General features: G+C 63.9%; 13 protein-coding genes. 9 read left to right on the top strand and 4 right to left on the bottom strand.

Annotated features, from left to right (window positions below; translation table 11 throughout):
• Positions 1-82: 82 nt before the first annotated feature.
• On the bottom strand, positions 83-439 hold the full coding sequence (gene secG, locus PVW51_RS22270) for a preprotein translocase subunit SecG (protein WP_269364930.1): 357 nt from the start codon (positions 437-439) through the stop codon (positions 83-85).
• Positions 440-790: 351 nt separating this feature from the next.
• Here secG and nthA point away from each other — a divergent pair, with 351 nt between their 5' ends.
• The 3 genes from nthA to PVW51_RS22255 are packed head-to-tail and all read left to right on the top strand — an operon-like array spanning position 791 to position 2,393.
• Positions 791-1,399 carry a nitrile hydratase subunit alpha gene (gene nthA / locus PVW51_RS22265; protein ID WP_274577669.1) on the top strand — a complete coding sequence of 203 codons (609 nt, stop codon included), beginning with the start codon at positions 791-793 and terminating at the stop codon, positions 1,397-1,399.
• Entirely contained in the window at positions 1,396-2,073 is a 678-nt protein-coding gene (nthB, locus tag PVW51_RS22260; RefSeq protein ID WP_274577667.1) for a nitrile hydratase subunit beta, read from the top strand. The genes nthA and nthB overlap by 4 nt, the downstream gene beginning before the upstream one ends.
• Entirely contained in the window at positions 2,070-2,393 is a 324-nt protein-coding gene (locus PVW51_RS22255) for a nitrile hydratase accessory protein (RefSeq protein WP_274577664.1), read from the top strand. The genes nthB and PVW51_RS22255 overlap by 4 nt, the downstream gene beginning before the upstream one ends.
• Positions 2,394-2,696: 303 nt before the next feature.
• Here PVW51_RS22255 and PVW51_RS22250 read toward each other — a convergent pair whose 3' ends face one another.
• Positions 2,697-3,092: a DUF6524 family protein gene (locus tag PVW51_RS22250; RefSeq protein WP_274577662.1), complete on the bottom strand. Its 396-nt coding sequence runs from the start codon at positions 3,090-3,092 to the stop codon at positions 2,697-2,699.
• Between the two features lie 181 nt (positions 3,093-3,273).
• Between PVW51_RS22250 and PVW51_RS22245 the strand changes: the two genes are divergently transcribed.
• Together PVW51_RS22245 and PVW51_RS22240 are read left to right on the top strand one after the other, a co-directional pair.
• On the top strand, positions 3,274-4,566 hold the full coding sequence (locus tag PVW51_RS22245) for an adenylosuccinate synthase (protein WP_114275760.1): 1,293 nt from the start codon (positions 3,274-3,276) through the stop codon (positions 4,564-4,566).
• A 9-nt stretch (positions 4,567-4,575) separates the two neighbouring features.
• Positions 4,576-4,800, top strand: a complete 225-nt coding sequence (locus tag PVW51_RS22240) for a DUF2842 domain-containing protein (RefSeq protein WP_114275759.1) — start codon at positions 4,576-4,578, stop codon at positions 4,798-4,800.
• Between the two features lie 181 nt (positions 4,801-4,981).
• On the opposite strand, the gene PVW51_RS22235 is transcribed toward PVW51_RS22240, so the two are convergent.
• Complete coding sequence (locus PVW51_RS22235) at positions 4,982-7,240, bottom strand: hypothetical protein (RefSeq protein ID WP_274577659.1); 2,259 nt, start codon at positions 7,238-7,240, stop codon at positions 4,982-4,984.
• A 141-nt stretch (positions 7,241-7,381) separates the two neighbouring features.
• Here PVW51_RS22235 and PVW51_RS22230 point away from each other — a divergent pair, with 141 nt between their 5' ends.
• A complete protein-coding gene (locus PVW51_RS22230) occupies positions 7,382-8,095 on the top strand; it encodes a thiamine diphosphokinase (RefSeq protein ID WP_274577657.1) in 714 nt (237 codons plus the stop codon).
• Positions 8,096-8,153: 58 nt separating this feature from the next.
• On the opposite strand, the gene PVW51_RS22225 is transcribed toward PVW51_RS22230, so the two are convergent.
• On the bottom strand, positions 8,154-9,575 hold the full coding sequence (locus tag PVW51_RS22225) for a diguanylate cyclase domain-containing protein (RefSeq protein ID WP_274577655.1): 1,422 nt from the start codon (positions 9,573-9,575) through the stop codon (positions 8,154-8,156).
• A 100-nt stretch (positions 9,576-9,675) separates the two neighbouring features.
• Between PVW51_RS22225 and PVW51_RS22220 the strand changes: the two genes are divergently transcribed.
• From PVW51_RS22220 to PVW51_RS22210, 3 genes are all read left to right on the top strand, one after another.
• A complete protein-coding gene (locus tag PVW51_RS22220) occupies positions 9,676-9,960 on the top strand; it encodes a DUF3572 domain-containing protein (protein ID WP_269364947.1) in 285 nt (94 codons plus the stop codon).
• Complete coding sequence (locus PVW51_RS22215; RefSeq protein ID WP_274577648.1) at positions 9,957-10,667, top strand: HAD family hydrolase; 711 nt, start codon at positions 9,957-9,959, stop codon at positions 10,665-10,667. The genes PVW51_RS22220 and PVW51_RS22215 overlap by 4 nt, the downstream gene beginning before the upstream one ends.
• Before the next feature lie 91 nt (positions 10,668-10,758).
• Positions 10,759-12,321: a trimethylamine methyltransferase family protein gene (locus tag PVW51_RS22210; RefSeq protein WP_274577646.1), complete on the top strand. Its 1,563-nt coding sequence runs from the start codon at positions 10,759-10,761 to the stop codon at positions 12,319-12,321.
• Positions 12,322-12,404 lie beyond the last annotated feature (83 nt).

Here is a 12,404-nt window from a genome sequence, read left to right as displayed (position 1 = left end):
GGATTCGGTTGGTCGAGGCAAGAGTCGCCCGCAACATCATGTTGCGAAAATCATCCCATCCTCAAGGTATTGTGTTTGCAGGTTAATCGGCTGCGGGCACCAGCGGTGCATTGTCATCCGCCGTCGGCGGCAGCAGGTTATCGCTTGCGGGTGCTGTGCCGCCATCTTCGGACTGGGTGGCCGGTGCCGCGCCCAGACGGTCGATGACGGAAGCCCCCGAAGATTTCTGCGCCACGATGATGGTCAGCGAAATCGACGTGACCAGAAACGCAGCGCCCAGCAGCCATGTCAGCTTGCCCAATGCGGTTGCCGCCGCGCGGCCCGAAACGGCACCGCCGCCGCCCATGCCAAGACCGCCACCCTCTGACCGCTGCAGCAGGACAACCGCAATCAGGCCAAGGGCCAGCAGAAGGTGGATGATCAGAAGGACGTTTTCCATGGGACCGCTTTCGATTTAGTTTGGGCGTATCTAGGCGTCTTTGCCACGCGGGGCAAGGGAGGATTGGCCCGATGCACATCAGCCGCGGGTCAGCGGTGAAACCCCGCTGTCCGGCCCAAAACAAAGACCGCCCATTGCGGTGGGCGGTCTTTCTCGAAGCGGTGCTCAACCACGCCTTTGTTTAAGAGGTTTTCCCTGGAAATGAGGTGTATCAGACTCGCTTCATGCAATCTGTATAACATATTTTTCGGCGCATTTCGCCTGTAAAGTGATCTGAAATCAGAAGGACTTGGCCGATCGGGCCGGTTTCAGCCCATGGACAAGCGCGCGGGCCTTTGGCAATGATTGGCCATGCCACACGATCATGATGAACCGCACAGCCTGCTGCCCTCCGACCCCGCCCTGCGGGTCAAGGCGCTTGAAACGCTTTTGACGCGCAAGGGGCTGATCGACCCGGCGGCGGTGGATGAAATCATCGACACCTATGAAAACCGGATCGGTCCGCGCAACGGCGCGCGGGTGGTGGCGCGGGCCTGGCGCGATCCGGGATTTCACGCCGCCCTGATGGCGGATGCGACCGCCGTGGTGGCCGAGATGGGATTCTGCGGGCGTCAGGGCGAACATATGATGGCGGTCGAGAACACGGCGCAGCAGCACAACATGGTCGTCTGCACCCTGTGCAGCTGCTATCCCTGGCCGCTCCTGGGGATCCCGCCGGGCTGGTACAAATCGGATGCCTACCGCGCCCGCGTGGTGCGCGAACCCCGCAAGGTGCTGGCGGATTTCGGGGTTGAACTGCCGCCGCAAACAGCGGTGCGGGTCTGGGATTCGACCGCCGAAATGCGCTATCTGGTGATCCCGCGCAGGCCCGAGGGCACCGAAGGCATGGAGGAGGAGGCGCTGATGGCCCTAGTCAGCCGCGACAGCATGATCGGCACCGGCCTGGCGCGGCAGCCATGACCCGCGTCCACGACATGGGCGGGCGGTTCGGCGACGGCCCGGTGGTGCCCGAAGACGAAAGCGTGATCTTTCACGCAGACTGGCACCCGCGTGCCATGGCGGTCACCGTGGCGACCGGCCCGCTGGGGCAATGGAACATCGACATGTCGCGCCATGCGCGGGAATGCCTGGCCCCAAAGGATTACGCGCGGTTCTCCTATTACGAAAAGTGGATGGCGGCGCTGGCGAACCTGCTGGTGGAACGGGGCCTTGTCACCCGCGACGAACTGGCAGGCGCGGCAGAGGCAGGGCCCAGCCCCCTGGCGGACAAGGTGCTGACGCGTGCCAGGGTGGCCGAGGTTCTGGCGCGCGGCGGCCCGGTGGAGCGCCCCAGCGCGGTGAAGCCGCTGTTTGCGGCAGGCGACGCGGTGGTGACACGGGCGCAGGCCGAGAACGCCGCAGTGCCGGGCGGGCATACACGGCTGCCCGGCTATGCGGCAGGGGCGCGGGGGCGCATCCTGCGGCTGCACGGGTCACATGTCTTTCCCGACAGCAATGCCCATGGGCAGGGCGAGGCGCCCGAGCCGCTTTATGCCGTGGTTTTCCCGGCCTCCGAACTTTGGGCCCACCCCGAACACCCGGATGACGAGGTGGTGGTGGACCTGTGGCAAAGCTATCTGAGCGCTGCCCCATGACCCGGCCCGAACCGGTGTTTGAGGCACCCTGGCATGCGCAGGTCTTTGCCCTGACGGTACATCTGAACGAATCCGGCCAGTTCAGCTGGGGCGACTGGGCCGCGCGTTTCGGCGCAACCCTGCGGCGGCACGGTCTGACGCGGGAATTGAACGGCGGCGAGGATTACTTTGCCGCCTGGCTGGAAACGCTTGAGGTTTTCCTGGCAGAGACGGGCCTCGCCGATTCCCGTGATGTCGCGGCATTGCGGGACGCCTGGGAAGCGGCCTATCTGCGCACCCCGCATGGCGCGCCCGTCCGGCTGGACGACGCTGCTGGCTGACGCCAGTGCGCCCCGCCCGCCGTCCCGTTAGGCTCTGGACCCATTAATCTTACATGCTCAGCGGCGATTTCACGAAATTTCAATGGTTTGGGGCGTGCAGCCAATAGTGGTTCTATTTGCAAACGACCCAAGACATTGAAATGAGGTGAAATCACCGCCCTTCGGGTTTGACGGATTTTCCCGCAGCTTGCGTCACATCTGCTTGAAATAGAACCACTATTCCTGCGCAGATGTTCCTGGTCTGCGAAAAAATCTGTCAAACTGAGCGTGTAAGATTAATGAGTCCAGAGCCTAAGCGTCCCGTTATTCGTCCACATCATCCATATCGGCCTGACCGGAGAGCGCCCGGCGCACATGGCTCCAGCTGAGCCCGATGCCCAGGACAAAGCTGAGTGCGACCAGCGACAGCCAGACATTGAAGCTGGAATTGTCCAGCCGCAGCACCCCCAGATCATAAAGCACCCAAAGTGCGGCCCCCACGACCGCAAGCACCAGCAACATGCCGAAGGCCCCGATGGAACGCAGGGTGGCGCGCAGATAGATGATGTAGCCGATCAGCAGCAACAGCCCCAGCAGCACCGCGATGGACATATTGTCGCTGCCGTAATCCATCACCCAGTTGGTGTAATTGTATTCGGTCGGATTGAAGGTCACTGCCAGCAGGACAAAGGCGCAGACCCAGCGCATCACGAAACCCATATTGCGGACCCTTTCACCGTTTCACGCTGAAATTACCGCTCTCGCGCGGGGAAAGTCCATGGCTCTCCCCGCCCGCAGCGCGCGGGAAAATGCGGCCTTCGGTGCAATGCCGCGTTTTTCAGTTTCACCCGCGCCGCTTCGACGTTATAGCAAGGCCGGTTGCCAAAAGGGGAAGTTCAATATGGCCAATGTCGTTGTTGTCGGAGCCCAGTGGGGCGACGAGGGAAAAGGCAAGATTGTCGACTGGCTGTCCGAGCGTGCCGATGTGATCGCGCGTTTCCAGGGCGGGCATAACGCGGGCCATACGCTGGTGATCGACGGTGAGGTCTTCAAGTTGAGCCTGCTGCCCTCGGGCATCGTGCGCGGCGGCAAGCTGAGCGTGATCGGCAATGGTGTCGTGCTGGACCCCTGGCATCTGGTCAAGGAAATCGAAGGGCTGCGCAGCCAGGGTGTCACCATCACCCCCGAGACCCTGATGATTGCCGAAAACACATCGCTGATCCTGCCGATCCACGGCGAGTTGGACCGCGCCCGCGAGGCGCAGAATTCGGTGGCCAAGATCGGCACGACAGGGCGCGGCATCGGCCCGGCCTATGAGGACAAGGTGGGCCGCCGCGCGGTGCGTGTGGCCGATCTGGCGGATGAGGCGACGCTGGAACTGCGGGTGGACCGCGCGCTGGTGCACCACGACGCGCTGCGCCGGGGTCTGGGGCTTGAGCCGGTGGACCGCGACGCGCTGATCGCGGCGCTGAAAGAGATCGCCCCGGCGGTTCTGGAATATGCGGCACCGGTCTGGAAGGTGCTGAACGAACAGCGCAAGGCGGGCAAGCGGATCCTGTTCGAGGGCGCACAGGGCGCGCTGCTGGATATCGACTTTGGCACCTATCCCTTCGTCACCTCCTCCAATGTGATCGCGGGTCAGGCAGCAACCGGCACCGGCATCGGGCCCGGCTCCATCGACTTTGTTCTCGGCATCGTGAAGGCCTATACCACCCGCGTGGGCGAGGGGCCTTTCCCCGCCGAATTGCACGACGCGGATGGTCAGCGCCTGGGCGAGCGGGGGCATGAATTTGGCACCGTGACCGGGCGCAAGCGCCGCTGCGGCTGGTTCGACGCCGTGCTGGTGCGCCAGACCTGCGCCACATCCGGCGTGAACGGCATCGCCTTCACCAAGCTGGATGTGCTGGACGGGTTTGAAACCCTCAAGATCTGCGTCGGCTATGAGCTGGACGGCAAGACGCTGGAATATCTGCCCACCGCCGCAGACCAGCAGGCGCGCTGCACCCCGGTCTATGAGGAAATGCCGGGCTGGTCGCAATCGACCGAAGGCGCGCGCAGCTGGGCCGATCTGCCCGCCGAGGCAATCAAATACGTGCGCCGCGTCGAAGAGTTGATCCAATGTCCCGTGGCACTGCTCTCCACCTCGCCGGAGCGGGAAGACACGATTCTGGTCACCGACCCCTTCGCGGACTGAGGAGGCTTCATGGCCCTGAGCTATAAGGCACGCCGCCGTTGGGCATTGGTGATTCTGCTGGTCGGTCTACCGCTCTATATCGTCGTGGCGCTGAACCTGGTGGCGCTCTTCGACCGGCCTTCGATTCTCGTGGAACTCGCGATCTACGTGGGTCTTGGGGTGCTTTGGGCGATCCCGTTCAAGTTCGTGTTCAAGGGGATCGGTCAGGCGGACCCGGAAGCGCGCGACGATTGAGGCGGCTGCGGGCAAGGCAGCAATGTTCACTGAGCCGCAAATCTGACGCGATGCTCCCCGAGGCCGCTCCGCCGCCCTTGTCCGGCAAGCTGCCGCGTTTACTGAAGACATCCGCAAGGCTCTGATCTGAAATGAAAAAGCCGCCCCGAGGGGCGGCCATTTCACAACGGGTGTGCCGGGGTTACCCTACGGCGCGCTGGTCGGGGCGATAACCGATATCCTCGGAGACGGTGAACCGCCCGCCCTTGATCTTTTCGATCTTGCCCGCGCGCAGCAGCTGGCCAAAAGACCGCAGACCGTCTTCGCGGCTGAAACCCTCTTCCGGGCCGACCTGACGCACCTTTGTCATCAGCTGCGGGCGGGAGAACTGCTCGAACCCTTCGACAAAGGACATATAGGCCGCTGCGGCTTCCAAAAGCTCGGGAAGGGAATGCGCGCCCATCTCCTCGGCATATTCCGCAAAACTGACGGTGCCCTCGGCGGTGGCCTTCGGTTCTGTCACAACGGCGGAAACACGGCGCGGACGCACCGGGCCCGCGGCACGGGTCTTTTCAACGTCGATGCGTTGCTCGGCCACCAGTTTCAGCGGTGCGGGACGCGATTCTTCGGGCCGGGCGGTGCGGTTGCCGGACCCAACCGGGCGGCGCGGGCGCACAACCTCTGCCAGGTCGGAGCGGAAGGCGCGGTCCTTCTTTTCCTGCTCGGCATCGGTGCCGATCCCGCCATCAGCCTTCTTGGCCGCAACCGCGGCACGCAGATGGGCAAAGGCATTGCGGCGTGTCGTGCTTTCGGGCTCGTCCATGTGATGGTCGGCTTCGGCCATCAGGCGGGACATGTCGTCGCTTGCTTCATCCTCGATGGCGGGCAGGGTGTGCCGGGACGTGCCGGCCGCGCGGTCATCGGCCTTTTGCCTGACCGGCAGAATGTTGTCGCCTTCGATGTCTTTCTCAAGCTCGGCCAGCTCGCGGGCCAGTTCCTGTTCGTCTTCGGGCGAAAGCGAGGTATCGGCCGATTTCGAAGGCGCCAGATCGTCAAGCGCCCGGTCCACATCATCCAGGTCGGACATGTCGAAATCGTCGTCTTCCTCGTCGTCGTATTCTTCCAGCTCGCCACGGTTGATCGCCGCTTCCAGATCGGCGCGCTTGACCTTGATCACGCGGGCGCGGGGCTGCGGGGCGGTTTCGGGCTCGCCCGCAAGCGCGGCTTCTACCTCGGCATCCTCGATGGCGTCGAAGGCATCCTCCGCTTCCGCGGCTTCCTCGATTTCTGCCTCTGCCTCGTCCTCGTCGTCAAACAGGTTCGCCAGGGCATCTTCGACCTCGGAGGTCCTGTCGTCCTCACCTTCGGCCTCGTCTTCCACGGCCTCGGCCACGGCGTCATCATCATCCATCGAAAGACGGTTCAGGATGTCGCTGTAATCGTCTTCCGCTTCGGCCTGATCCGCCGCGTCATCCGCATCAAGGGCGTCTTCGATGTCATGGCGGGCGCGGGCGATCAGATCCTGCTCCGCGTTGTCATCGGCTTGGTCATCCTCTGCGGCGTCTTCCAGATCGTCAAACGCAGCCGCGGCACGGCTGCCTGCGATGGCATCTTCGTCTTCGGCATAGGCCTCTTCGTCGTCGGCATCGTCATGCTGCGCCACAACCGCACGGATGCGCTGCAGCTTGGCGGCGATGCTGTCGGGCGCGGGGGCTGCCGGGGCAGCGGCAACCGGCTCTGCCGTCCCGGCCGGTTCGGCGGCCTCTGCCAGGTCATCCTCGAAATCGTCAGAGACGGAACCCTCTGCCGCGTTTTCGGCAAAGAAGGCTTCGACCTCCGAATCGGGCTGGCCCGGAACGATGTCGTTCTCGTCTTCGTCCTGAACGGAGGTCTCGGGTGCCGTGCCGGCCACGGCCTCTTCGGCGAATTCGCGGATCGGTTCGGGCGCTGCTGTTTCTTCTGCGGGTGTGTCGCTGTCAGCCCCGGCCGGTTCTTCCCGGGCCAGATCGGCCAGGTCAACATGCGCTTCTGCGGCGATGGCGGCGTCAGCCTCATCGACAGGTGCAGGGGCTGCTTCAACGGGGGCAGCGGCGGCTGGTTCGGCGGCGCCGGCCAGCGCTGCGATACCGGCGGCAGCAGGCGCGCTGGCCTCTGCCTGAGCGGCTTCCGGTGCCTTGGCTGCGGGTTGTTCGGGCGCATCGCTGTGATCTTCCAGCGCGCTCAGCACGATCTTGCCATCATGTTCGCGGGCCTGAACCCGGCGCGAAATTTCCTTCTGAGCAATCCGCGTCAGCATTTCGGCATCGGGCTGCGGAGGTTCTGCACCAAAGTAACGGTCATCTGCCGCCAGATCGCGGAAATACTCCGCAATCGCCTTCATGGTGCCGAAGCTGTCATCGAAACCTTCCAGCGTGCACGAAAACGTGCCATATGAGACGGTCAGGATCTTGTTGTTACTCATCATCGGATGCTCGTCCTCTGCGGTTCTGCAGATATCTGTTTACCACGATGTCCAAGACCAAAGAGGTCCGAATCTGTGCAAGGCATCGTATCATTTTAAGGCCAGAATGTGATCTGTTTCCGGAATAAGGGCAAATGAGCCATGATTGACGGCATTGTCGCCAAAACGAAGGGCATTGTTCACGGGAAGGGTCCAATCACGTTGGTCGGTGGTGGGCAGGCTACGCCACAAGATCTTCACAAAGCATTGACGCTGGCGCCCCGCTGCGTTGCAGCGGATGGCGGCGCGGCACTTGCCCTTGCAGCCGGGATCATGCCCGAAGCCGTGATCGGCGATTTCGACTCGCTTTCGCCCGAAACGCGGCGCGCAATACCGGCGGGTCACCTGCATCTGATCGCGGAACAGGACAGCACGGATTTCGAAAAGGCGCTGACCCGCATCGCGGCCCCCGTTGTCATCGCGGTGGGCTTTACCGGCGGGCGGATCGACCACCAGCTGGCGGCATTGCACACGCTGATGGTCTGCGCGGATCGCCCCTGTGTGCTGATCGGGGCAGAGGAGCTTTTGTTCCTTGCCCCGCCCCGCATCAGCCTGCCGACCGAACGCGCCGAGGTGATCTCCCTGTTTCCGCTGGCCCCGGTCACGGCGCAGAGCACCGGGTTGCACTGGCCGCTCGACGGGCTTGATTTCGCGCCCGGCGTCCAGTCCGGTACATCGAACCATGCCACCGGGCCGATGACGGTCACGGTTGATGCGCCGGCGCTCCTGATGATGGTGCCCCGGCGCTTGCTTGCTCCGGTGGTGGCAGCGCTTGGCGCGCCGGATGCACAGCGCTGGCCCCGTCAGGCGGAATGAATTCGGACCCCGCCGCAATTGCGATCATGGTGATATTGGCAGTTCAGGCGGCGGCAATTCAGGCGGCGGGACGGCCAAGCTTGACCTGATTGCGGCCCTTGACCTTGGCGGCGTAAAGCGCCTTGTCCGCCTGATCCATCAGCCTGGCCCCCGCATCCTCCGCCGAGATATCGGCATCGCCCGCCCCCTCCGGCGATTGGGGCTGGGTATCAAGCGCCATGCCGATGCTGATGGTGATGCGGACCGGATCGGCGCTGCCGGGCAGGTCGAAGGGGCTTCCGCCAATCAGGTCGCAAAGACGCAGCGCCGCCTGGCGCGCTTCGGGCAGGGTGGTGGCGGGCATCACGATCATGAATTCCTCGCCCCCGATCCGGGCCACCATGTCCATCGCCCGCAGGGAACTGCGCAGCCGTTCGGCCACCTCGACCAGCACCGCATCGCCCGAGGCATGGCCGTAAAGATCATTGATGCGTTTGAAATGATCCAGGTCGCAAACCATCACCGCAAAGGGGCGTCCCGTGCTGCGCGCCTGTTCGGCCACGCGCACCAGATGCGGCATGGCATAGCGCCGGTTGTAAAGCCCGGTGAGCGGGTCATACATCGCCGCTTTCAGCCCCGTCCGGACAGTCTGGCGCAGCTTTTCCGACAGAAGCTTGCGCCGCAGCAAGGCCTTGAGCCGCAGGGCAAGTTCGGCCGCGTCGAAACCATCGGTCATCAGGTCGTCCGCGCCCATGTCCAGCGCATTGGTTGCCAATGTGGCATCGGGCTGCGTCTGCAGGACCAGGATGCCGCAATGCCGCGACCTTGCATTTGTCCGCAAGGCCGAGATCAGCCTCAGACTGTCGCCGGACCCGGCGGTCTCCGGCCCGATCACAAGGACAAAGACGTCCGGCGGGCCCTTGTCCAGCCGCTTGCCCATGATCTCCTTGTCGCTGGCCAGCGTGACCTTGCCGCCCAGCAGGGGGCGCAGCCCGATGGCCCATCGCTGGATTGTGGTCCGGTCCTGCCCCACCAGCACGAATTCGCCCTGCGGGCCAAAGGTTACCTCCGGTTCGGCAAAGCCCAAGGCGCGCGTGGTATCGTCGCGGATCTGCCACTCCGCCTCTGCATTATAGGTGCGGATCAGGCTGCGCACCCGGCTCAGCAGCAGGGTCTCGTCATAGGGTCTGACCAGGATATCATGCACACCCGCCTCCAGCGTGGCCATGCGCGTGGCATGGTCGATCTGACCGGCCAGGGCCAGGATGCCGATCTGCCGGGTCTGGGACCATTTGGCCAGCTGAGCGCAAAGCTCCGCCGCCGAACCGTCGGGCAGTTCCAAGGCGCTGATGATCAGGTCCGGCGCATCGGAGAGCGCGATTTCCGTGGCCTCGGCCATCGTTCCCGCCTGAATGACGGTATAGAACGCGCTGGCCAGTTTGACCTTCAGCACGATGCGGTTGGTGACAATCGGGTCGGCGATGAGGATTCTAGCTTGCATGCCCCCGACCTCCGCGTGATGTAAGAACGCATTCCATAGGTTCTTTCTTGAACCCATTGGTTAACAAAGCGTTGCTGGAACCTTAAAAAACGGAAGAGCCATGTCCGATACGCGGGAGTCCGCCGAAAGTTTTGCCCTGCAGGCGCTGGCCTGGCTGGTTGGCAATGATGACCTTCTGCCGGTGTTCCTGGGCAGCACCGGGACCTCCGAGACCGATCTGCGCGAACGCGCGGCCGATCCCGCCTTCCTCGGCGGTGTGCTCGATTTCCTGATGATGGATGATGCCTGGGTGGTGGCTTTCTGTGACGCGGTGAAAGCATCCTATGACAGGCCGATGATGGCACGGGCGGCCTTGCCCGGTGGCGAGCAGGTGAATTGGACATGAATGAAATCAAAGGGTTGCTCTTTGACAAGGATGGCACCTTGTTCGACTTTGCCGCCACATGGGAGGCCTGGGCCGCTGCCTTTCTGACCCGGCTGTGCGGCGGCGACCATGACCGCGCGTTGCAGGCGGGCGCAAGGATCGGATTCGACTATGATGCAGCCGTCTTCGCGCCTGACAGCATCGTCATCGCGGGCACACCGGGAGAGGTGACGGCGGCGCTCCTGCCGCTTTTTCCCGAACTTTCCGGCCCGCAGCTGATCGGCGTGTTGAACGAGGAAGCCGCCCGCGCGCCGCAGCGCGAGGCGGTGCCGCTGATTCCCTTGCTGACGGGGTTGCGCGGACGCGGCCTGGCGCTGGGTGTGGCGACCAATGATGCCATCGTACCTGCACGGGCGCATCTGGCGGCGGCGGGGATCGAGGACCAGTTCGATTTCATCGCCGGCTTCGACAGTGGCCATGGCGGCAAGCCGGAGCCGGGCCAGATGCGGGCCTTTGCCGAGGCGACCGGCCTGCCGACCGAACGGATCGCCATGATCGGCGACAGCACCCATGATCTGGTGGCCGGGCGCACCGCAGGCATGGTCTGTGTCGCGGTCCTCACCGGCATGGCCACGGCGGAAACGCTGGCCCCGCTGGCTGATGCCGTATTGCCCGATATCGGCCATCTGCCCGCCTGGCTCGACGCGCGCCACCCGATAACCGGCTAACGGCGGCCCGGAAGCGACATCCTTCGTCGCGAACGGAACGGATGTGGGCGCTGGGCTGGGGCTTTCTGAGAGCAACCTCAGGAGAGCAACCATGACAGAGACCCAACCCAGACGCAAAACGCGCAGCGGCGGGCGCGCGGGGGCCAAGACCCGGCGTGGCAGCGCGGTCATCGAGCAGATGCCCTGGAACCCGCCGGTCAACATCGACCGCCCCACCGAACCTCTGGACGAAGAAGGCATCGCGGCGATCCACGATGGTGCCATGCGGATACTGGAAGAAATCGGGATCGAGTTTCTGAACCCCGAGGCGCTGGAAATCCTGGGCAAGGCGGGCTGCACCGTCAATGGCGAGAATGTCCGCATGGGGCGCGACTTCGTGATGGAATGGGTGGGCAAGGCCCCCGCCGAATTCACCCTGACCCCGCGCAACCCGGACCGCCGGATCACCGTGGGCGGCAGGAACCTGCTGTTCGGCAATGTGTCCTCACCGCCCAACTACTGGGATATGGCGATTGGCAAGAAGGTCCCCGGCACCCGCGAGATGTGCCGCGACCTGCTGAAGCTGACACAGTATTTCAACTGCATCCACTTTGCGGGCGGCTATCCCGTCGAACCGGTGGATGTACATGCCTCGGTGCGGCACCTTGACGTGCTTTACGACAAGCTGACGCTGACCGACAAGGTCATGCACGCCTATTCGCTGGGCCGCGAGCGGGTCGAGGATGTGATGGAAATGGTGCGCATCGCGGGTGGTCTGACCCATGATGAATTCGACGCCACCCCGCATATGTACACCAACATCAATTCGACCTCGCCCTTGAAACACGATTTTCCGATGATGGACGGCTGGATGCGGCTGGCGCGGCGCGGGCAGGGGCTGGTGGTGACCCCCTTCACCCTGGCGGGCGCAATGGCCCCTGTCACCATGTCCGGCGCCGTGGCGCAATCGCTGGCAGAGGCGCTTTGTGCCGTGGTGCTGGCGCAGATCATCCGCCCCGGCTGCCCTGTCGCGATCGGCACGTTCACATCCAACGTGGACATGAAATCGGGTGCCCCCGCCTTTGGCACGCCGGAATACATGCGCGCGACCCAGATGACCGGGCAGCTTGCCCGCTTCTATGGCCTGCCGCTGCGGTCCTCCGGCGTCTGCGCCGCCAATGTGCCGGACGGCCAGGCGATGTGGGAAACCTCCAATTCGCTCTGGGCCGCGGTGCAATCGGGCACCAACATGGTGTATCACGCCGCCGGATGGCTGGAGGGCGGGCTGATCGCCAGCCCCGAAAAGTTCATCATGGATTGCGAGGTGCTGCAGCAGATCCAGCGCTACATGCAGCCCGAGATCTGCGCCACCGGCCCGGATGAAATCGCGCTGGATGCGATCAAGTCGGTGGGCAATACGGGCCATTTCTTTGGCATTCAGCACACCCAGGACCGCTATACCACCGCGTTTTACCAGCCCTTCCTGTCCGACTGGAAGAACTACGAGGGCTGGGAGGCCGCAGGCGCGATCTGGACCCCGGAGCGGGCGCATCACATGTTCAAGGATATCGTGAGCAGTTTCGAACCGCCCCCGATGGACATCGCGATCCGCGACGAACTGGCGGATTTCGTGGCGCGGCGGAAGGCCGAAGGCGGCGCACCGACAGATTTCTAGGTCGTGTTGACATTCATTGTCGCCCACCCGCGCGAGACGGATTTTGCCGCTGGCGCCCTGATGTGAGCGCAGCAATGTGATCA

This window comes from Sulfitobacter sp. PR48, from assembly GCF_028807335.1.
In the GTDB taxonomy this organism is placed as follows: Bacteria; Pseudomonadota; Alphaproteobacteria; order Rhodobacterales; family Rhodobacteraceae; genus Sulfitobacter.
The sequence above is the reverse complement of the archived record's forward strand: the minus strand, read 5'-3'. Positions and strand labels throughout refer to the sequence as shown.